Origin of the sequence: Shewanella psychrophila (genome assembly GCF_002005305.1) — a bacterium.
In the GTDB taxonomy this organism is placed as follows: Bacteria; Pseudomonadota; Gammaproteobacteria; order Enterobacterales; family Shewanellaceae; genus Shewanella; species Shewanella psychrophila.
On sequence record NZ_CP014782.1, the window covers coordinates 5,445,892 to 5,466,905 of the forward strand.

At 40.5% G+C, this 21,014-nt stretch carries 19 protein-coding genes and 1 pseudogene; 6 read left to right on the forward strand and 14 right to left on the reverse strand.

All coding sequences use genetic code 11. The features are described 5' to 3' along the window. Positions 1-98: 98 nt before the first annotated feature. The 11 genes from sps_RS29275 to sps_RS23790 form a co-directional block, all read right to left on the reverse strand. Complete coding sequence (locus tag sps_RS29275) at positions 99-410, reverse strand: prepilin peptidase (protein ID WP_077754773.1); 312 nt, start codon at positions 408-410, stop codon at positions 99-101. Between the two features lie 20 nt (positions 411-430). Further along, on the reverse strand, positions 431-1,453 hold the full coding sequence (locus sps_RS23745) for a type II secretion system F family protein (RefSeq protein WP_077754774.1): 1,023 nt from the start codon (positions 1,451-1,453) through the stop codon (positions 431-433). Then, positions 1,431-2,468 (reverse strand): GspE/PulE family protein, encoded by a 1,038-nt coding sequence (locus sps_RS23750; protein WP_077754775.1) that lies wholly within the window; start codon positions 2,466-2,468, stop codon positions 1,431-1,433. Before sps_RS23750 ends, sps_RS23745 begins: the two co-directional genes overlap by 23 nt. A gap of 9 nt (positions 2,469-2,477) precedes the next feature. Beyond that, on the reverse strand, positions 2,478-2,981 hold the full coding sequence (locus tag sps_RS23755; protein ID WP_077754776.1) for a P-loop NTPase family protein: 504 nt from the start codon (positions 2,979-2,981) through the stop codon (positions 2,478-2,480). A 3-nt stretch (positions 2,982-2,984) separates the two neighbouring features. Beyond that, positions 2,985-3,470, reverse strand: a complete 486-nt coding sequence (locus tag sps_RS23760) for a hypothetical protein (protein ID WP_077754777.1) — start codon at positions 3,468-3,470, stop codon at positions 2,985-2,987. Beyond that, positions 3,471-4,274 carry a hypothetical protein gene (locus tag sps_RS23765; protein WP_077754778.1) on the reverse strand — a complete coding sequence of 268 codons (804 nt, stop codon included), beginning with the start codon at positions 4,272-4,274 and terminating at the stop codon, positions 3,471-3,473. It lies immediately after the preceding gene. A gap of 2 nt (positions 4,275-4,276) precedes the next feature. Further along, a complete protein-coding gene (locus sps_RS23770) occupies positions 4,277-4,774 on the reverse strand; it encodes a hypothetical protein (RefSeq protein WP_077754779.1) in 498 nt (165 codons plus the stop codon). Then, positions 4,771-6,192, reverse strand: coding sequence for a hypothetical protein (locus sps_RS23775; RefSeq protein ID WP_077754780.1), 1,422 nt, complete (start codon positions 6,190-6,192; stop codon positions 4,771-4,773). Before sps_RS23775 ends, sps_RS23770 begins: the two co-directional genes overlap by 4 nt. Continuing rightward, on the reverse strand, positions 6,179-6,544 hold the full coding sequence (locus tag sps_RS23780) for a TcpQ domain-containing protein (protein WP_077754781.1): 366 nt from the start codon (positions 6,542-6,544) through the stop codon (positions 6,179-6,181). Before sps_RS23780 ends, sps_RS23775 begins: the two co-directional genes overlap by 14 nt. Continuing rightward, positions 6,541-7,926, reverse strand: coding sequence for a type IV pilus modification PilV family protein (locus sps_RS23785; protein WP_077754782.1), 1,386 nt, complete (start codon positions 7,924-7,926; stop codon positions 6,541-6,543). The genes sps_RS23780 and sps_RS23785 overlap by 4 nt, the downstream gene beginning before the upstream one ends. Positions 7,927-8,015: 89 nt before the next feature. Next, complete coding sequence (locus sps_RS23790; RefSeq protein WP_077754783.1) at positions 8,016-8,636, reverse strand: type II secretion system protein; 621 nt, start codon at positions 8,634-8,636, stop codon at positions 8,016-8,018. Positions 8,637-9,518: 882 nt separating this feature from the next. Between sps_RS23790 and sps_RS23795 the strand changes: the two genes are divergently transcribed. From sps_RS23795 to sps_RS23810, 5 genes and pseudogenes are all read left to right on the forward strand, one after another. After that, positions 9,519-10,661, forward strand: coding sequence for an IS4 family transposase (locus sps_RS23795; protein ID WP_077751384.1), 1,143 nt, complete (start codon positions 9,519-9,521; stop codon positions 10,659-10,661). Between the two features lie 26 nt (positions 10,662-10,687). Next, positions 10,688-11,430 (forward strand): annotated as a pseudogene (locus sps_RS29280) (IS4 family transposase); the annotation flags it as partial. A 204-nt stretch (positions 11,431-11,634) separates the two neighbouring features. Beyond that, positions 11,635-12,552, forward strand: a complete 918-nt coding sequence (locus sps_RS23800; protein WP_077752481.1) for an IS5 family transposase — start codon at positions 11,635-11,637, stop codon at positions 12,550-12,552. A gap of 428 nt (positions 12,553-12,980) precedes the next feature. After that, the gene (locus tag sps_RS23805) at positions 12,981-13,985 is read left to right on the forward strand and encodes a type IV pilus twitching motility protein PilT (RefSeq protein ID WP_077754784.1); all 1,005 of its coding nucleotides are present in this window, start codon (positions 12,981-12,983) and stop codon (positions 13,983-13,985) included. 346 nt (positions 13,986-14,331) lie between these two features. Beyond that, positions 14,332-15,306, forward strand: coding sequence for a methylenetetrahydrofolate reductase (locus sps_RS23810; protein ID WP_077754785.1), 975 nt, complete (start codon positions 14,332-14,334; stop codon positions 15,304-15,306). A 168-nt stretch (positions 15,307-15,474) separates the two neighbouring features. Here the strand turns inward: sps_RS23810 and sps_RS23815 are convergent, their stop codons facing one another. Both sps_RS23815 and sps_RS23820 read right to left on the reverse strand, forming a co-directional pair. After that, a complete protein-coding gene (locus sps_RS23815) occupies positions 15,475-15,900 on the reverse strand; it encodes a hypothetical protein (RefSeq protein ID WP_077754786.1) in 426 nt (141 codons plus the stop codon). A gap of 227 nt (positions 15,901-16,127) precedes the next feature. After that, on the reverse strand, positions 16,128-17,006 hold the full coding sequence (locus sps_RS23820; RefSeq protein WP_077754787.1) for a LysR family transcriptional regulator: 879 nt from the start codon (positions 17,004-17,006) through the stop codon (positions 16,128-16,130). A gap of 94 nt (positions 17,007-17,100) precedes the next feature. On the opposite strand from sps_RS23820, the gene sps_RS23825 reads away from it, so the two are divergent. After that, positions 17,101-17,559 (forward strand): PACE efflux transporter, encoded by a 459-nt coding sequence (locus tag sps_RS23825; protein ID WP_077754788.1) that lies wholly within the window; start codon positions 17,101-17,103, stop codon positions 17,557-17,559. A gap of 469 nt (positions 17,560-18,028) precedes the next feature. On the opposite strand, the gene gcvP is transcribed toward sps_RS23825, so the two are convergent. Next, positions 18,029-20,917: an aminomethyl-transferring glycine dehydrogenase gene (gcvP, locus tag sps_RS23830; protein ID WP_077754789.1), complete on the reverse strand. Its 2,889-nt coding sequence runs from the start codon at positions 20,915-20,917 to the stop codon at positions 18,029-18,031. Positions 20,918-21,014 lie beyond the last annotated feature (97 nt).

Below are 21,014 nucleotides of genomic sequence, written 5' to 3' on the forward strand. Positions count from 1 at the left end.
TTTAATAAATATAAAATTCCATTGTCACGCAATATATTCATATCAAATCAAGGTAAATGTAATTCGATTACCTTTTTAAGTTCAAACGACACATTACACTATAAGGTGCAATCAATTCCGAATAAACATAGATCGATAAACTTAATTGATGCACAAAATGAAATAATAAAAACAAAAAGTTCAGCCATAATATACTTTAGGGGTATAGATAAATTACAATGCCTACACTTACCTTTAGATATAAAAAAACCAAAAATAGGTATCAAAAAAAATACATTTATTTTACTCTGACAGTTTTCACAATGCGAAGGTGTAAATAAAGCATCGAATAAATTAAAACCAGATTTCATTCTATAGAATAAAAGTTGGAAAAAGCTAATCAGACAGCTGGCAACCATGGCAATAACCATTGATATGGATACTTGAATTATCAATGTGCGCCCCCGATTGAACCACTTAGCATAAAAGTTGAACCAAATATCGCTAAAACAACACTTGCAAAAATGAGTAGTGATAACAGATTCAATAAACTAGCTAATTTTTCAATACTCTTTATGGTAGATTCATTAGATTTAATCGATATTTGGGTTAACATTTCCACAAATCCATTTAATGAACTGTATATAGTAATGGTAAAGATGTCTTCACTGGAAAAAAAACCCGTATTGAGTGCTTCCTTAAAAGGCAGCCCTATCGATAGATTGTGATACATTAACTCGTAATGATACTTTACCCACCCCTTAGACATCTCCGCCTTTTTTTCAATCGCATCAGCAATAGGCACACCAGATTTTATTAATATAGAAATATCCATCAAAAACTGAGATGACTGCAGCTTTTTATAGGTCTTAAACGGCTGAAGTTTATCGAGTACATTATTTCTAAATTTACCGGTAAATGAAGACATTAACTTAGTTAGAATCATAGATAGAACTAAAAATAGCACGAGCAAAATAATTAAGCCTGAGTGCATCAGCCACAACCCGGCACTATACATAGTAAATGACAAGTCAGGCCATTGATCTAATGGGAGAACGGATTCAAAGGCCGGAAAGACCTTTACGCTATACATGATCACCACTAAAATACAGGCAATAATTAATATGGCTGGAACCGCAAGCGCACTGGTTAATTTCGCAAATATTTTTTGTTTCACCATCACGGAGGTTATCACCGCTTCGAAACCTTCTATTAGGTCACCAGCAAGTTCCGATGAGGCTAATACGGATTGCTCTTCATCGGGAATAATCCCCGAAAAAGCACTAGCAATCGATGTAGAGCCATGTAACTGTTCGATGAGCAAATTTATTTTTTTCAAAAACGATGCTTTATATACCCCACTGCCTTCTTTCATTATGAGACTCAACGACTCAAATAAAGGCAGGCCATCCTTCATTAAATCTGCTAACATTTGATATAATTGTATACGGTCAACGATTGATAGTTTTCTCATGAATCTCTCTTAGAATAGTTTCGTCTATAGCCCCATAGAAATCGATGAACCACTGATAATCGACGTCCCCCTTCATAACTAAAATGAATATTTTTTCTTTCATCAGGTAACCTTGATTTAATTTCTTCTTGTCGTCATGTTTGTCACGCCAATGTTTGTAGACCTTAGTTGGGTTACCCGCCGCGATTTCCTGTAACATGTTCAGGTCTGGCACCAGCATTTCAAATACCGGTCTTCTCCCTGCAGTACCTGAACAGTTACACTTTTCACAGCCTCCAATATTCTTAGTAAATAGTCGATGTTCAAAATTATCAGTCCCCCAATAGACTTTACAATGACCACAAAGGATAGGAACCAGTGTTTGGGTGATAATGCCCGCGATAAATCCAGGCGAAGCTAAACGGTCTTTTTTTACCCCTAAGCTTTCTAGTCTCTGAATCGCTGTTGTGACTGAGCCCGCATGCACAGTTGTTACCGCATAATGTCCACTCTCGATCGCCCCAGTGAGCGCTGTGGCAGTTTGATCATCACGAGTCTCACCTATCATTAGCACATCTGGATCTCGTCTCATGGCGGATTTAAGTGCAGGCAGAAAAGGGTTGACCCCCTCTTTAAGGCGAACAACTGAGCTTTGTATAGCACCCATGATCCGATATTCCACAGGATCTTCAACGGTAACAAAGCAGGCATTACTGCCATATTTCTTATTATACATCCACTCAAGCACGTTTTTAATCGTGGTCGATTTACCTGAACCTGTGACACCTGTTATCAACAAGAGACCGTGGGGGCACTGCATCATAGCTTGTAAATCATGTTGTTCATCTGCTGTAAGCTTAAGCATTTCTAACGGATTCTTATTTTCAACAATATCAAAAATTTCACTCTCGGCCTTAATTATCCTTAATACAGCATGGTAACATCCACCTGAGCTACCAAATATTGGCATGTGCGCATACCTAAATCGATAGGAGCCCGAAGGCAATTCCCGCAATATATTCGCATCTTGAGGAATATTTCTATTTCAGGTGGACTCCTTGGTGGTAGCCAAGATATTATAAGAAACAAACATCATCTCATCGCAACTTTCTGAAGAGATAGTCTTCAGTTGTGTCAATGAGCCATTTGTCCTTAGAGATATAATGGCCACTTGATCGTTTCTGACAAAATGAATATCACTGGCACCTGCCGTTATGGCTGTTTCAAACAAAGCATCGATAGAATCTGCTAGATCGGTGCTTTGTTTCGACTCATTACCTGACATAGTGTCGAGCGCGGTAAACACACGATAAAAATCAGTATTCGAGATAATCGCGATCGTATTAAAGGTAGGTAAAGCGCCAAATTCATCATTAAAATTGTCCAGAATCAAGTAATCAAAAATAGCCTGTCGTCCACCACAATCATCAATTAAAAAATAATCATTACGGCTCGACAACCAACAGATCATCAGCCCTTTTTGATTCTGGACGATATGACTTTTTTCAAGATCGACATCACCAAATTCTGTCGTGATTATATCGTTCATAGGCTAATACCTGAACTTATAACTTTTCCGATGGTATTCAAAAACGACATATTCACCATCTATTGAAATATTAGCCCCTTTGAAGTCTTCGCCTGGTGCGCGGTTATACTTGCGACCATAAAAACTAAATACAGCCATCTCATTTGCGTTTTGCAAAGATGTCACAGACAAAAGCCTAATGCCATTTACATTAAATGGGCCATCTGCCGGATTTTGTTTTTTAACTTTACTTACTGGATCATACTTATCGATTTCTTTTTTCACCTCAATATTTTTTAACAATTCTTCATTTAAAGATTTATCTAGCTGTTCTTTTTCGAATTTAAGTTTCAATAAATTAATCTCATCCATTAAGTTTGCTGTTTCCAATACATCCCCTCTAACTTCCCGGCTCATGTCTTGTTTATTTACAGCATCATTTTGAGCTATTGCAGCCAATGTGTTAACAGAGAAAAACATAGATAACAAATACAGTACTTTAACTTTCATTTAATTCGCCTTACAATATATAGTTCCAGTCATGCTATAACCTAAATTACTCTCTTCATAAACTTTACGTATTGCCGACACTCCAACATTTTTATTATTAAATATATATCTAAATAAATAGTTAATTTTCATTTTATCAAACCCCTGTGCATTCCAATCAATTCCATATACATCAAGATAGTCAGCCTTTCCTTTAATTAACAATTTTTTTTCCTTAACTAACGAAACCGGTTGCTGAAAAGCAAAAGATGATGCGTTAGCGCTACCTCCACGGCTTAATGAAAAACCCGCAATATCAGTGAACTTTCTCATATCAGACAAAGAATCTGTACACAGAGGTAGTCCTTTGTAAGTAAGTTCATCAAGCCCGTTATCGATCGCTAGCAGGTTTATACCCTTTATCATCAGGTTGTTACCGGACATAACGATATTCAAATCTTGATATCCCATGGCAATATTTGGTATACCTACATAATGTTGGTTGTCGGTATTTAAGGTATAGTCACAGGTTGTTGTCTGACATTTTAACTCTACAGGATTCCAGCCTAGAAAATTAACGTTAGACAGTTCACTTTCCATTTTAATATAATCTAAAATTGGAAATGACAATTTCCCACCAATAGTTTCAATTAATGATAAATAATTTTTTTTGGCTGTATCAATTTTTCTCAGTTCTAATTGTCGAGCTTCTTTCTGGCTCGCTTTATCTTTATAAAGAAAGGCTCCTGCAGCCCCCCCCATCAGCACTGCAGAGATTGCAGCGACCAATACATACAGTTTGGCTTTACTTAATTTTATTTCCATGATTACTTATAGAAAAAGAAAGTAGCAGATGCCGCTGACGACAATATAAACATACCTAAAACGGTCATTATTACTACACTAGCTTTAACCATAACCTCTTTATTCCTGGTGATTTTAAGGAGACCTTGTTCTAGTGAGATGATCTTAGTATCATCGAGACTATAATATTTTTTTAGTCGATTAACGAGATCTTCACCACATACTCTGTCAGAAAAAGGATATATTACCCCCCCCTTATAAAAAACACTGTATTGTTTACCATTCGAATGGTCAACATAATAGTGAGCATCATCTTTAATACTTCCATTATCAATAAGAAACTTTGCCAACGGAATATTCTTCGACTCATCTTTCTTTTGTAAATCTATATTTATACATAAGTTTACTTTCCCTGAATCACTCCTATTAAATATGAGTTTGTATATATTTTTATTTTTTTCGAGGAAACTCAATTTTTCAGGGTGGCTACAGTACCAGATGGAATCAGTAATAATATTCATGTCTTAGTATCCACTCTCACGATTAACGCCGTCACGCTCTTAGAGTTAGAATCACTCATCGACTTACCTACAAGCCCGGTATAGTCAGCTTTTGATGTAAGATCCTCCTTAAATATAGCAACGACGGTTTCCTTGCCTACGCCTACGATAAGATTATTAATATTCTCATTGCGTGATATATTAGGCAGCTGCACTGAATCCCCTTCAGCACCAAATGAAACTAACTGGTTTAACCTCTTTCTTGAATACCCCATGGTGATATTCACTCTGCCATCGTTTAATACATCAGGAACAATCATAAACGACATACCAGTTTCTAACGTATCGGTTTCTATTGTCTCCGCTGCGTCTTCGTTCTCGCTACCCGGTTCTCGGGTAATGGTACTGACATAACCCACTTCATTGACAGCATTAATTGGGACAGGTTTACCGTTCAAACTCACAGCTACACCTTCATTCATTATGCGGGCGCCACTTTTTACTAATTGAGCCGTTAAGGAACCGCCAATTGTATCTGTACTTCCATCTACCGCAGCTCCCACTGATACAGAGCCCAGTTCTAACCCCCCATAGCCACTTGATGTCGAGCCATTGATTTGGAATGCTGAATCACCTCCTTGAAGATCTGCACCCAGTGCCTTAAGTGATTCTTGATTTATGCTGATAATTTTATAGGAGATTTTTATCTCAGTAGAGGCTAACTTATTATAATTATCGACAAATAACTCGACACGATCCAACTCTTTTTTGGAACCCGTAGCTACGATTTGAGAAAAATCTCTAAAAATAGAATAATTAAAAGACTCATTACTTTCTTTCATCGATGTCAGATATTCATTCGCCTCTCCCCATAAGTCTACCGCACCTCCAATTGCTATCTCGCCCGAAAATCCATTTGCTCCCCCTTTACTATCGACAATTGATGAGCCGAACGCATACTTTGATTCATTTTTTAAATAACGTGAATTATACAACTTAAAAACTTTTGTTTTATAATTTCTTTTTACTATTTTGTACTTATCCACATCGATAAACACATCATAAGCGTCTGCCAAATATTTAAGGTAATTATTCACAGAACCTTCAAATATGATCTTTCTTGTTTGTTCGCTATCATCACCTTTGTCAAAGTAAGATACATTCAGTTTTTGACCTAAACTCTTCAGAACCTCATCAATAGATACGGATTTGAAATAGGTAGTTTTTATATTTAATGCCCAGAATTTATTTGGGTATGAACTGTTATCTTGCAGCTCTAAAAAATTATCATCAGAGATTTTAAAGTCTGAAAATTGTTTTTCCATTTCAACTCTACGGCTCTCAATTTCATCTCCCCCTTGTGAAAAGGAAGACATCTCCGCACAACCCGATAACAACACCGTGGCAGCAAAAAACAATAGCAACTTATTCACTTTCATTTTCAATCACCAGTACCTTATTTTTGTAAATCGTGCCTTTTATTAACTTTCCGTTCGCACGCATATCACTGACAAATTGCTTTAAAATACCTATCGCCGTAGTGTCTTCGTAGCTCACGCTATAACCGGAGGTGATATCTTCAGTATCCCATTTTAATTTATAACCAAACCTCTGAACAAAGTCAGATAAACTGGACTCAACACTGTTGCCTTTTTTAATTACTAGGCTTATTTGAGCTTCTATATGACTGCTGTCATCACTCTTGACTACGTCACTGTCATTAGCCAATACCGTTTCAGGCACTATGCTCAGACTTAACGCAATTAATAATATTAATTTTACTTTCATCATTTTTTTTCCACTTCACACCAACGTAATGCCACTATTTGTAATGACTGCGGATTTTTTCCTTCATCGCCATCTTGATCATTTGAAGAACCCACAATGCCTGTAACCGACCAATATTCCGGATGATTGCTATCCTTCCACCTAAACAATAGCCCCGACACCATTTCTGCAGTATGATCATGATTTGAGACGCTGTTATCTCCGTAGTGATCATTATCTGCTTCAGGGAACTCACCAAAACCACTGTTCGAAAAAGAACTGCCAACCACAGCTAAATGAGGCAATAACTTATTTTCTTTAATCGTCGGGCACACAGGTTTTGCAATTTCAATATCCTGACCATTGAAAGCCGCTACGATTACTTCCACAGGGGTTCGATACACCTTAGTCGACGATTTTTGGTCCCCTGTTTGATAAAGTAAATTGCTATCTGATTGGATAAAACCAGATGTTCCCCCGCCACCAGTGCCTGATGAAATGGCCGATTGGCAAATAAAGCCATCTTCTTCACTCCCTACGCTGACATTCCAGCACAGTGACCTATTTTTTTGCATCGCCACCATGCCATCACTTCTTAATGCTTGGGTTCCCCCTAAATTAAAAATAATCGCCAGCCCCATGTTGGGATCTATCTGATAATTAGCGTCTAAAAGTGCTTTATAAGCTTCATCACCTGTATCATATTTAGCAGGTTCTTTACTGAAGTCTGCAATATGAATGGATGCATAAGCACTATTTTCTATGTCATCGATTTGTGACACTTGCTCACTCACCGCAAGTGCTAGATCATTCATTTCTTTAAGGCTTTTTCGATCACTTAGTCCATCAATAAATATGGTTATTACAGTTGGTTTAACATCACTAACATCTGAATTACCCACATGATTTATCGAGAAATATGATTGCTTTTCGCCATCTACTTTTATGCCTTTCACCTTGAAACTCTTGCTCAAGGTCAATTCGTCTTCAAGCCCGCTAGCACAATTGACGCGTTCATTTGTAACACCATTATTAACGGCACAACTATCTTTATCGGTATCGTAATTGATGCCGTTAAAAAAATTAGCGACTTTCATATTGCTTTTATTTTGTGCATCAAGATAAATATATCCACCATTCGTAAGTTTTTCTTTCAACCCATGAATGGTGTCATTGGTTTTCCAAGTTGAAATATCATCTGCTTTTGAGCTTTTTAGTTTCACCAAGGGATCAAACATGACCTGAGTACTCAATTGGTAAATATGAGCAACTTTAGCAGCAGCTAACGTTTTTACCTGTTCCCTCAACTGACCAGTTTGTAATTTCATAACCCCCAATGTAATCACTCCAAGAATTGAAACCGCAATCAACACCTCTAATAGTGCCAAGCCATGTTGTTTTTTCATAATAAGACATCCAAGGAATTCAAATTATTGGCTGACAATGTTCAACCGCTCAATATACTCGTTGAGCGGTTGTCATTTATTTAACGATATTATTTATAACCGATCACGATAAGATTTTGGTCTGTCGTACTAGGACATAATGCAAGCACAGCCGTAGGGTCGTATATATCTTGGTTAATGCCAGAGGTTGTATTTTTAATGTCAATAGTACCAGAGGTATCAAAAGCTTGATCAGCAATAGTCGTACCAGTTTCCATAACCGTAATGTAATCTGCATCATCAAGCAGTGGTCCTGTTATCAATGCATTACATGCGGTTTGATTTGCATTATCAATCCCAAGTACAAAACCAGTATTTAAGGTATCGGTAGTACGGACCTTAGCCACACTAAAGAGATAAGCCGAATTTGTCAGTGGGTTAATTGATACACTTGAATCGATTGCTTTTGAGTCTGCAAATTCTTGGACGGACTTAGACTTAGTATCAACATATTGTGCAGCGCGGCTATAGACTTGTTGAAGTGCAATAGAAACATCAGTCATATCCGTTTGAATATCTTTAAGATCTTGCTTTTCAAAAGTTCTAGCCGCTAAGGTGGCAACACCCGCTGCTATTAATCCTAAGATACCAATCGCAATCAAGATTTCGAGTAATGCCAATCCGCGTGCTTTTTTATGACCACGGTATTTTCTATTTGTGTTACAAAACATACTATATATTTCCTTTGGATAAATTTTATTCTTTCATGACAAGTAAGTTAATTAACAACAGCATATGAAAGAATTATTAATGCCTAATAGTTAGTATTATTTCTCTCTATCATTAGAATAAATAACTACCTTAAAGAATTACCTTAAAGCATTACCTTAAATTAAAAATATGGAGTATATAAAATCAAATAATAGACAAGGGGAGTATCCCCTACAGAAGTCGAGGCGTAATTTAAGTTTATTTTGAACGTATGTAAACATCATTTATAAACGCTATAAGTTCATTGATTGATTTCACTATCTAACATTAAATTTTACACTCAGAAAAACAAAGGAAATAAACCAGTACAAATCAATGACTTACAACACACTCACTATATTATAAACACCTAACACCCCATACCACATGTGTTATACACGACATATCAGCACTGTAATGACGTTATGAGGGGCTGCAACAAAGTCCCCTGTGAATAGTCATGATGACCACGCTAATTAATGGAATACTTAGAAAAATCAGTTAGTATTACAGGCGCTAAAATCACCGATACCAGCTAGACTTTGATAACGCTAATTTTCTAACTAACTTCGATATTAACTCGAAAAAAATCGAAATTAGCTACTGAATAAACAAATATTTAGATTAATTATGATCTTCCCAACAATAAGTATCACGAGATTTTTTATGAAATATCCTGTCAATTTCAGCTCTACACAAAATTAACTATTTTCGTCATGATTTTTGAGGTCTATAATGCTTGTTACATTAAATAGACTCGATATTTATCGCTGGCATCTTAAGCATCCCCTCATAATAACCAGAGGCAGCAAGGCTTCCAGAGTATAATAAGCCAAATCACTCTATGTTCTAAAATTTATAACATGATAAATAAAGCCCTTATTCATAATCACATCGATGAACTCTTTGGCCATGACATGCATGCTAAAAGGGTCACCTCACTTGCTAATGCCGCTCACGGAGTGATTGAAAAGGGGTCACTCGCTATTCATGCCATTGGCGCTGGCTTAGCCCAAGCCAATAAACTTAAGCGTAAGTCTGCTATTAAACAAGTAGACCGATTACTCAGTAATACAAAGTTAAACGTCTGGCAATTACTGGACTCCTGGGGGCCTTATATTATCGGTGCACGCAAAGAGATAGTGGTCTCTCTCGATTGGACTGAATTTGATTCAGACGACCATTCAACCATCGTACTGAGTATGCAAACAACCCATGGACGTAACACGCCACTGCTATGGAAAACCCATCGTAAACATGCTTTAAAAGGTAATAGAAACAACCATGAAGATGAGTTGTTGGTTAAGTTAAGGTCGATCGTTGCAGAGGATGTTAAAGTGACAATTGTTGCTGATAGAGGCTTTAGTGATACGGCACTATTTAACTTCATTGAACATGAGCTGGGTTTTGACTTCATCATTAGAATTAAGGCTAATATCAAAGTCACCGATGCGGTAGGAGAGCTGTTTCCAGTAAAGGACTGGCTATTACCCAGCGGCATAACAAGAACCCTTAAGGACGTTCAAATAACGGGTAATAAGCAAGCAGTCGCTCGGGTCATTTGCACCAAGAAAAAAGGCATGAAAGAAGCTTGGTATTTAGCATCAAGTCGACGTGACCTAGTGAGTAGCAAGATGTTGACTTTATATGGGAAACGTTGGGGGATAGAGACGACTTTTCGTGACATTAAAGACTATCGTTTTGGCATGGGGATGAGTGCCACCTACACGCGTTCCCCGGTACGTAGAGACCGGTTGTTTTTGCTAAGCGCCTTGGCGATAGGCTTGCTGACGCTACTAGGAAAAGCGGGCGAGGATGCTGACTTGGAAAAGACAATAAAGGCAAATACCAGTAAAACTCGCTCATACTCTCTGTTTCGCCAAGGTTGTATTTACTATGAACTGTTACCCACGATGCGAGAAGAGTGGGCAGAACCTCTAATGGATAATTTTTATCGTTACCTTAAAAACCAGCCTATTTACCGTTCAATTTTCGGGATTATTTAAAATTGAAAAATGAGGGGATCTCTAAGCGCTGGCATACAATTCACCTGTGCGGTGCGAATCCTCTGCCTATCGTGCTGGTTGACAGGGCTAATGTACGGGAAAAAATTCGTTAATGGCACTCAGTAACACTTTATGAACACACCTTCTTAATTGAAGACTATAAGCCCCTCGACGTCACAATGCATTCTTAGCAGAGCTCGCTCAAATTATCCCTCGACATTGCTGTCCTTTGATTGTTACTGATGCGGGCTATCACAATACCTGGTTCCAACAAGTCACCAGTTACGGTTGGTTTGACTCAGTAGAGTTCGTGGTGATGCGTGGTTCAGCGCCATGGCTAGGGCTTATGTCAATCAAATAAATCGCTTATCCAGCCACAAACAATAAAGGTAAGTATATAGTGCTGTCTATCTCGCTAAGAAAAGTCCATTAAGTTGCCATATCCATTTGTACAAGGAGAAGGAGAAACCGAAACATCGAACTGACAGTAAAGAGCCTTGGTTACTAACAACCAACTTGCCACCAGAAACGTTTACAGCTGCTAAACTAACTCACCTATATATGCCAGCGTATGCAGATAGAAGAGACATTTCGTGACTTGAAAAGTCCCCAATATGACATGGGGCTTAGACACTGCAAGAATCGATACCCTAGACGATTAGATGCTCTATGACTTATTGCTATGTTCACTGAAATTGTGCTTTGGCTCATCGGTATGATAGCTAATCACCTAGGCTGGGGAAGGAAGTTAGAAAGCGGAAAACTACAAGATCACCGAGAAAAATTTGCAATAAGAACTTGTATGAAACGGCAGAAACCATCATAAATTGTGAATTATGATAAATCAAAACTTATCATTTCACTTATTCAAGTTGATACGGTTAATATCAAGAGGGCCTTGTTTCCTAAATCGATTGAACCTTTTGCAGCTTATGTGATCTGATCTTCCAATGTGGTTATTGGAAACATCAAGATGGGTAAAGCTAAGCGTAAAATGACCAATTGGTCTCAGTACAATAAGGCATTGATTAATCGAGGGTCCTTGACCTTTTGGATTGATGAGCACGCCATTAGCTCTTGGTGTTGCTCTGAACATCACGGCCGCCGTGGCCGTGGGTATATTTACTCTGATGTTGCTATTGAAACTGCATTGGTTGTTAAAGGTGTATTCAACTTATCACTGAGAGCACTAGAAGGTTTCACTACCTCGGTTTTCCAGCTTATGGATGTGCCACTAACCTCACCAAGCTATAGCTGCATTAGCAAACGTGCCAAGACCGTAAATATCAAATATCGCTCACCGAGTCGTGGCTCTGTGGCACATGTAGTGATTGATTCAACGGGCCTCAAAGTTTACGGCGAGGGAGAATGGAAGACTCGAAAGCATGGTAAAGAAAAGCGTCGTACCTGGCGTAAGTTACACCTCGCAGTAGATGCGAATACGCATGAAGTCGTAGCAGCAGAAGTCACTCTGGTTAACGTTGCTGATAATGAAGTGTTACCCACATTAATCAAGCCGTTAAGAAGACAAATTAAACAAGTTTCTGCTGATGGAGCATACGACACCAAAGCGTGTCACAAACTACTTCAGCGTAAAGGTTGCAAACCAACTATCCCACCAAGAAGCAGTGCTGGGTTTTGGGAGGATGGGCATCCTCGAAACGAGGCAGTGAGAGCCCTCAAAAATAATGAGTTAGCGCAATGGAAGAAGGAAAATGACTATCACTTACGGTCGCTATCTGAAACAGCAATGTACCGATATAAGCAACTAATTAGTCCGAAACTTAGCCTACGAGATTATAATGCTCAAGTAGGTGAAGCGCTGGCAGGTGTAAAGGCAATGAACAAAGTCATAAGACTAGGAATGCCAGTTAGGAAACAGCCTGCCTAGTTAGCTCAAACCCTTGGAGTAGCTGCATCTATAGCGAGGATTTGATCAACAACGCCTATCAAGAGGGTAATGAATATTGCTGAGTTCATCTTAATGTGATCGTCTAATTATTATGCTGTAGCATGATTGATATATACTTGTCGAAACATACCGATAGCATCATAGATGCAAAGCCATCGTAAAGTGAAAAGGAGACGTATCAATGTCGGAAATAATACTTTCTGGACTAATTCTTATTGCTCATTTTATTTTTTGGCGGAAGAGGAAGAACTAGTACATTTATTTTATGTGGCACGGATAAAATATGCCAAAGGGAGAGTTTCAATTAATAAAGAAATTGTTAGGTTCGTTAATTTTATTTAGTGGAAAAGTAGCAGTAAACACAGTCACACCTAATATATTAAAGCTAATCGATTGGAATTATTTAAATGACATCAAAACATATAAATGAGATTTTATTACTAAGTATAGAAAGTAAATATTCTGACATTCATTTGTCTGCTAGTGAAAGGATTCATGCTCGACACAAAGGTTCTATTATAACAATTTCAGACTTTACTATTAATGATGACTACATTATTAACTTTGTAACAGAAACCTTTCCTGGTGACAGCCTAAATCTTACAAAAGATACTGATTACGCTTACAACTTCAACAAAGATACTGTGTTGAGAGTTAATTTGTTTAGGCATAATTTTGGTCTTGGACTTATTATTAGGATTCTAAATCAAAATATCATTGATTTAAATGATTACGATAATGGCGAAGTTTTGAAGAGAATCTCTGAGTATAAAAAAGGGTTGATATTATTAGCTGGTAGCACGAATACAGGTAAGTCAACGACTTTATCATCGATGGTTGATTATATAAACAAACGAAAGAATGTTCATATATTGACGATAGAAGAGCCAATAGAAACCATTTTTAAAAGAGGGAAAGCAATAATTAATCAAAGGGAAGTTGGAAAACATGTTTCTTCATTTGAAGATGCAATTTATTCAGCTCTTAGGGAAGATGTTGATGTTATTGTTGTTGGGGAAATAAGAAATAGAGAAACATTAAGAGCTTCACTGTTAGCGGCTGAAACCGGACATTTGGTGATAGCGACAATACATACATATTCTGCGATAAAAACTATTGATAGAATTATTAATTTTTTCCCAGGAGATGAACAACCTTTAGTCAGAGAAGTTTTATCTGAAACGCTAACAGCTATAATATCACAGGACTTAATTTTAGACAATGTCGGAAGTGTTATTCCGATTCAAGAAATAATAATAAACAACAATGCAGTGTCTAATTTAATTAGAACTAATAAATCATTGCAAATACCATCAATAATGCAATTAGATAATACTTTAGGTATGATAACTAGGAAAGACCATATAAGAAAACTAATTAACAATGGTACTCTTCCAGACTCATATCAGTAAATATGGGCTGATATAAAGTAAACCAGTGGAAAACAACATGTTTATTAGGCGTTATTGGTTAAACTCTCAATCTAGGCGTAGCGACTCCAAGGGGGGAATTAATTTTACAGCCTGTTTCCTAAGTGTCATTCCTAATCTTTTAAAAAGTATAGGTGGTGCACTTCTAGATTGAACGTGGCAGATCTCAAAACACGCTATTAATGATGGGTGTCTCGGTTCGAAGAAAGTTGATGAGGTACTGAAAAGATATGATTTTGTAGCAATACAAAAAATTATCTTATTGAGTCTTAACAACGGCCACTATTTAAGACACAATGAAGATTATATCCATCTAGACGGCTAAAACATGAAAAAATCATTAAAACAGCGTTCGTCCGATCATAACCGTGGGCTCTATTTTATTGGTACTACTCCACCAAAAATCGATACAGATTTTGAATCGGTCAGTACTATCGCTGATAAGTTGTTAGCCCGCCTTGATGAGATAAGTTTTGATGGTTTGATCATTTATGATATTCAGGACGAAACGAATCGCATTGATATTCCTAGGCCTTTTCCGTTTAAAGCTACCCATGACTCTGGCACCTACGCCCAGCTGATCAATCAAAAGTCAGGTAAGCCTGTTATCGCCTATAAAAGTGTTGCAGGTCTTGATGAGCAAGAGTTTAGTGAATGGTTGTCGCGTACTTGGTATCAAAATAATGTTAGAGACTTGGTATTAGTAGGTTCGCCATCGACTCAGGTTGCCAGCTCATTGCCTCTAAATGACGCTTACCGTGTGTTAGCCGCACACTCTCAGGAGTTCTACCTAGGTGGTGTGGCCATTGCTGAGCGCCATTTAAGTAAAAAGAATGAACATATTCGTCTGTTAGGTAAGTCGACTTTAGGTTGTGAGTACTACATTACTCAAGCGGTGTATAACGCTCAAGCAACTATCGATATGTTAACTAGTTATGCTCAGGAATGTGCGCTAAATAACATAAAGCCAAACCGAGTAATTCTGACATTCTCCCCCTGCGGTAGCGCTAAAACATTAGAGTTTATCAATTGGTTAGGTGTGTCTGTCCCCAAAGCTACCAGCGAACGTATTTTGTCTGCGGACGACCCTTTGTATGAGTCAATTAAGGTTAACCACAGTAATCTGCTGCAAATTTTAGCAACAGTTATTCCGCTTAATATTCCATTAGGCTTGAACATTGAAAGCTTAACTAACCGTAAAACTGAAATTGATGCGTCTATTTTGATGTACAAGCTACTTAAGGGCACCATGGATCAAGCCTTAGCCCAAAATCAAATTGATCAATTTGTACAAAACAAATAACCCACACTCACTGTAAAAAGCATGCCCCGTTGTGTTGATGCATCATGGGGCAAATCTCACCTCATTTCGGCGAATACTTAGTTAATAGTCGGCTAATAACCCCCAACTATCAAACCATAATCCGCTGTGTTAGAAGGTTTCTTAATTATCCTGTCCAGAGTAACTTTTCTATTCCAAAGCCAACAAACCATGCTTTAGTGCAATAGCATTGGCTACGGCTGTCAATCTGGCTTTTATCGCCTGCTCAATACCAACGCCACCCTGCACCAAATCATCAACCGCAATAAAAGCAATCGTCGTCAGGCAGCTGCTTTCATAATGATAAGCATAACCCGATTCTACCACCCAGCTCTCTACACTCACTTCTGTGATTTGTTGTATTTTTTCTTCCAATGACCTGACTAAGGTAAAATCAAAAGACAAAATAAGATCTTCATTACCATACCAATCCGCTTTTAACGCCTGAAAATTGATCCACATCTCCAGCTGAGCCAACAACGGCTTAAGCGAATCCGAAAATTGGCCATCCGCCACTATCGTAATGGGAAGTCCTTGCTGCAACTCTTCTATTGTTTGTTCTTTTTCTGTTGGCATAGGTAATGGCTCATTGAGCACTCTAGTGCTGATAGTAGTGATAATTCAGATGGTAACTCTGCTGATAACTTTAGATTTTGCTATCTAACGATCCCAGATGCAACCACAACAAATACAATTGAAATCAGAGTAAACTCATTCATCGCAGCCGTCAGCCAAAAAGCAAAAAAGACGAGACATATATTATGTACTCATAGCACTAGCATACGCGATAACACAAAAATGCGTTACTCTTCCAACAAATCTGTGACAGCATCGGCCAGCCACATTAGCGCTGGACCCCGAGCCTTTTGTTTTGCCATCACGCGATCAATCGGTACTCGCCATGGCTTATGGTCAAAGCTTAAGTTCATTAGCACCATGTCACCCTGACGCTCATATTGCTTCGCCATATGGCTGGGAATGTAGCCCCAGCCTAGGCCCTCTTTAACCATATGATTAACGGCATTGAAGCTATTGCCCCACCAGATATGTGAAGATATGCTCGGAAAATGCGGTAAGGGCTGATCTTCTAGACCACGGATCAAAAGTTGACGATGTGGGATTAAATCTGCGGCAGTGACGATAGCGACGCTGGCCAGCGGATGCATTGGGCTCACAACACCATTGAACGGCAAGCTCCCTACATAGCACAGATCCACCTCTTGCGGAAAACCACTATTAGCAAACATCAGTCCTAAGTCCGCTCGTCCACTATGCACCAAGGCTAATACATCCGGTGTTGCAACAGCGTAGAGCTCTAAGATGGTTGCAGGGAACTGTGATGCAAAGGTATTTAGCATACTCGTTAGCATGGGAAATAATGCGTCGTCCACCGCTATTTTTATCTGTGTTTCATGGGATAAGTTAAATGCGCCAGCAACAGAGTCAAGCTCGCGGGTTTGTTGCAAGATAGCTTGCGCAAACGGCAGCAGTCTTTCACCTTGTGGGGTTAATGAAGGTTTGCGTGTAGTACGATCAAACAAGGTGGTGTCGAGATCGATTTCAAGATTGGCAATTCCCTGACTGACTGCCGACTGCACCTTTCCCAACTGACGAGCACATGCCGAAAATGAACCAGATTGTGCCGTTTCAACAAACATTCTCAGCTGTTCTAGATTATACATATCACTTTTCCTGATAGTAACTAACTATCTTCTTACTTATTTAATGATGATTATAGCAACCAAGAACGACTGAACAACAGAGAAGAGATCTATCATGAAAACAAAAGAACGTATTTTTCACAGCGTACTATTTGAAGCTATTGCCTTAGTATTCGTCATCACCGCCGCCACACTATTTACTGACGCAGGGGCAAAATCGGCGACAGGTTTGGCTGTCGGCCTGTCTTTAATTGCCATGTGCTGGAATTATATTTATAACCTAGGTTTTGACCGTCTCTATGGCACTAACCGCATTGAACGTTCCATTAAAATGCGTTTAGGCCATGGGCTTGGTTTTGAGTTAGGTATGATTTTTGCGACATTACCCTTGATGATGTGGGTACTGCAGTTAGATTTCTGGACAGTATTTGTCATGGACATCGGCGTGGTCATTTTCTTCTTAATCTACGCGATTGTCTTCAACTGGGGTTATGACGTGATCCGTGCACGTCTGTTTAGTCACAAAGCAGAGAGCGACAAGGTTAATGAGCGCTCAGCCCCATCGATAAGTTAACTAACAGCGATAAAACCTGCTATTAAACTGCGAGTGTAGACTCGGCTATGACCTTAGAAAACAGGGATGTTTTCGCAGTGCTTACATCACCCACCGCAGGTGTTAGGTGACAAGAAGGCATAACTTACTAATTCATGACCCAGTAACAAAAACCTAAAGCTGGTCGATAATGTTCCATACATGATTCGACATTCCGTCCGTCCGAAGAGGTAAAATTCCGGCCAACAAGCATGCCGGAAAAACGGACCTAAAAGCCCTACCCGAATGACGATTGAAGCCAGTCATACTCCCTATAAAAGAACTGGCTGGAGTCGAGGCTCAACGCAGCAGTAGCGAGCCCAAGCAGCCAAATGACGTAACTGCCGACGATAAGACAAGGAAGCCGATGGTTTTCGCCGCAGAGTTGACTGATATCAATGAGCAGAGAAAACCGGAGGCTGAAGCCGTATTATCTAGGCCAAGTAGTCATTTATTCGTAATCAGCGATTGGTACACACGCACAGAACAAGTTTCTGTCGCCAAACACGTCATCGATACGATTAACCGTTGGCCAGAACTTGTTAAGCTTAACCGCTGCCGTTGGGAACACGGCTGTCTCACGGCTGTAAGGACGTGAGTCAAACTCAGGGTCCATGATGTCAGCCAATGTATGCGGTGCATTGCTCAGCGGGTTATTGTCTACTGGCCACTCGCCAGACTCGACACGGGCCGCTTCGCCGCGAATAGACACCATAGCTTCGATAAATCTATCCAGCTCAACCTTAGACTCAGACTCAGTCGGCTCAATCATCAAGGTTCCCGCTACCGGGAAGCTCATGGTTGGCGCGTGGAAACCGTAATCATTAAGGCGCTTGGCGATATCCATCTCAGTGACGCCAGAAGCTTCTTTAAGCGGACGCAGGTCGATGATGCATTCGTGCGCTACACGGTCATTTCGGCCGGTATAAAGCACAGGGTAATGCTCAGACAGCTTCTTCATCATGTAGTTAGCGTTAAGCAGTGCCATCTGAGTCGACTCACGCAGGCCTTGCTTACCGAGTAGCTTGATGTACATCCAAGTGATAGGCAGAATTCCCGCGCTACCGTATGGCGCCGCCGCTACTGCGCCGTTGTTGTCAGATTCTAGACCGTGCTTGACTACCGCGTGGCCAGATAGGAATGGCGCCAGGTGTTTCTTAACACCGATTGGGCCCATACCTGGTCCGCCGCCACCGTGTGGGATAGCGAAGGTCTTGTGCAGGTTAAGGTGAGACACATCGGCACCGATAGAACCTGGCGATGTTAGACCCACCTGTGCGTTCATGTTGGCACCATCTAGGTACACCTGACCGCCATGTTGATGGATCACTTCACAGATCTCGCCAATCGTTTCTTCGTACACGCCGTGAGTCGATGGGTAAGTGACCATGATGCAAGACAGATTATCGGCAACTTCTGCCGCTTTCGCCTTAAGGTCTTCCATGTCGATGTTGCCGTCTTTATCACAGGCGGTAACTACGATCTTCATGCCAGCAAGCTGAGCCGAAGCCGGGTTAGTACCGTGGGCTGACGATGGGATCAGACAGATGTTTCTGTGTGCGTCACCGCGAGACTCGTGATACTGCTTAATCGCAAGCAGACCGGCGTATTCGCCCTGTGCACCTGAGTTAGGCTGCAGTGATACAGTGTCGTAGCCTGTGATATCAATCAACCAATCAGACAGTTCACTTAGCAGCTGTGCGTAACCTTGTGCCTGATCTTGTGGGCAGAACGGGTGCATGTTACCGAACTCAGGCCAAGTGATAGGCATCATCTCGGTGGCTGCGTTAAGTTTCATGGTACATGAGCCCAATGAGATCATTGAATGGTTAAGGGCTAAATCCTTGTTCTCGAGACGCTTGATATAACGCATCATCTCGGTTTCGCTGTGGTAGCGATTGAACGTTGGATGAGTCAGAATCGCATCTTCACGGATAAGCGCTGCCGGAATAGATGCGCTGCCATTGGCAACAATATCGCTATCGAGCTTGGCTACGTCCAGGCCATGGCCTTCGCCAAGTAGGATGTCGAACAGCTGAGCCACGTCTTCACGAGTAGTGGTCTCGGCTAGGCTAACGCCTAAGATACCATCGCTATCTATACGCAGGTTAACGCCTTGAGCTTCAGAGCGCGTCTTGATAGCCCCAGCGTCTAAGCCTTTAACCGATAAGGTATCGAACCAAGTATTGTTAACCAGTTCTACGCCCTTGGCTGTTAAGCCAGTTGCGAGAATGTCGGTCAAACGATGAATACGCTCGGCAATCGTCTTAAGACCCTGTGGGCCGTGGAATACGGCGTAGAAAGACGCCATGTTCGCTAGCAATACTTGAGCGGTACAGATGTTTGAGTTAGCTTTCTCGCGGCGGATATGTTGCTCACGAGTCTGCATCGCCATACGTAGGGCGCGGTTACCGCGAGTATCTTGTGATACACCGATAATACGGCCAGGCAGTGAACGCTTATGTGCGTCACGAGTGACGAAGAAAGCGGCGTGTGGGCCACCGAATCCCATAGGGACACCAAAACGCTGCGAGTTACCAAATACCACATCGGCGCCCATTGAGCCCGGAGACTTAAGCATAACCAGCGACATGATATCGGCGGCAACTGAAACCACGGCCTTCTTAGCGTGTAGCGCTTCGAATAGCTCGGTGAAATCAGTGATCTGACCAAAACGGTTGGTGTACTGGAACAAGGCACCAAAGATGTCGTGGTTAGCGGCATCGGCTGCCGGGCCAACGATAATATCGAATCCGAAACACTCGGCGCGGGTCTTGATCACATCCAGCGTCTGTGTGAACACATCATCGGCAACGAAGAAGATGTTGGCTTTCTTGGCTTTTGAAACACGCTTAGACAGTGCCATAGCTTCAGCTGCTGCAGTCGCTTCATCAAGCAGTGATGAAGACGCTAAGTCCAGACCGGTAAGGTCCATAGACAACTGCTGGAAGTTAAGGATAGCTTCTAAACGCCCCTGAGCGATCTCTGGCTGGTATGGCGTGTAAGCCGTGTACCAACCTGGATTTTCGAGTACATTACGCTGGATAACTGAAGGGACTTGGGTACCATAGTAGCCCATGCCTATGTAGCTCTTACAGACCTTGTTTTTATCTGCAATGGTACGAATATAAGCCATGCCTTCGGCTTCGCTAACGTGATCGCCAACGGCTAGGTCACGATTCAGACGAATCGACTCAGGCACTATCTGCGCGGTAAGATCTTCTAAAGATTCTGCACCGACAAAATTCAGCATTTCTTGCTGCTGCGCGCTATCCGGGCCGATATGACGGCTGAGGAAGAGATCGTGCTGCTCAAGCGTAGTAAGCGTTTCAGTGGTCATGATAACCTAATTCCATATTTGCCAGTATCCGCCTGTAGGGGGCTAAGGTACCGGTCTAATTGTATTGTTTAAGAATAAATTGGTGTTTGGTACATAT

Bases quoted from the DNA above. Each gene is read 5' to 3' on its own strand.
- sps_RS23785 (WP_077754782.1), bottom strand. From the start codon at position 7,926: ATGAAAAAACAACATGGCTTGGCACTATTAGAGGTGTTGATTGCGGTT.
- sps_RS23810 (WP_077754785.1), top strand. From the start codon at position 14,332: ATGAAAAAATCATTAAAACAGCGTTCGTCCGATCATAACCGTGGGCTC.
- sps_RS23770 (WP_077754779.1), bottom strand. From the start codon at position 4,774: ATGAATATTATTACTGATTCCATCTGGTACTGTAGCCACCCTGAAAAA.
- sps_RS23805 (WP_077754784.1), top strand. From the start codon at position 12,981: ATGACATCAAAACATATAAATGAGATTTTATTACTAAGTATAGAAAGT.
- sps_RS23820 (WP_077754787.1), bottom strand. From the start codon at position 17,006: ATGTATAATCTAGAACAGCTGAGAATGTTTGTTGAAACGGCACAATCT.
- sps_RS23760 (WP_077754777.1), bottom strand. From the start codon at position 3,470: ATGAAAGTTAAAGTACTGTATTTGTTATCTATGTTTTTCTCTGTTAAC.
- sps_RS23745 (WP_077754774.1), bottom strand. From the start codon at position 1,453: ATGAGAAAACTATCAATCGTTGACCGTATACAATTATATCAAATGTTA.
- sps_RS23790 (WP_077754783.1), bottom strand. From the start codon at position 8,636: ATGTTTTGTAACACAAATAGAAAATACCGTGGTCATAAAAAAGCACGC.
- sps_RS23775 (WP_077754780.1), bottom strand. From the start codon at position 6,192: ATGAAAGTGAATAAGTTGCTATTGTTTTTTGCTGCCACGGTGTTGTTA.
- sps_RS23755 (WP_077754776.1), bottom strand. From the start codon at position 2,981: ATGAACGATATAATCACGACAGAATTTGGTGATGTCGATCTTGAAAAA.
- sps_RS23815 (WP_077754786.1), bottom strand. From the start codon at position 15,900: ATGCCAACAGAAAAAGAACAAACAATAGAAGAGTTGCAGCAAGGACTT.
- sps_RS23765 (WP_077754778.1), bottom strand. From the start codon at position 4,274: ATGGAAATAAAATTAAGTAAAGCCAAACTGTATGTATTGGTCGCTGCA.
- sps_RS23825 (WP_077754788.1), top strand. From the start codon at position 17,101: ATGAAAACAAAAGAACGTATTTTTCACAGCGTACTATTTGAAGCTATT.
- sps_RS23795 (WP_077751384.1), top strand. From the start codon at position 9,519: ATGATAAATAAAGCCCTTATTCATAATCACATCGATGAACTCTTTGGC.
- sps_RS29275 (WP_077754773.1), bottom strand. From the start codon at position 410: ATGGTTATTGCCATGGTTGCCAGCTGTCTGATTAGCTTTTTCCAACTT.
- gcvP (WP_077754789.1), bottom strand. From the start codon at position 20,917: ATGACCACTGAAACGCTTACTACGCTTGAGCAGCACGATCTCTTCCTC.
- sps_RS23780 (WP_077754781.1), bottom strand. From the start codon at position 6,544: ATGATGAAAGTAAAATTAATATTATTAATTGCGTTAAGTCTGAGCATA.
- sps_RS23800 (WP_077752481.1), top strand. From the start codon at position 11,635: ATGGGTAAAGCTAAGCGTAAAATGACCAATTGGTCTCAGTACAATAAG.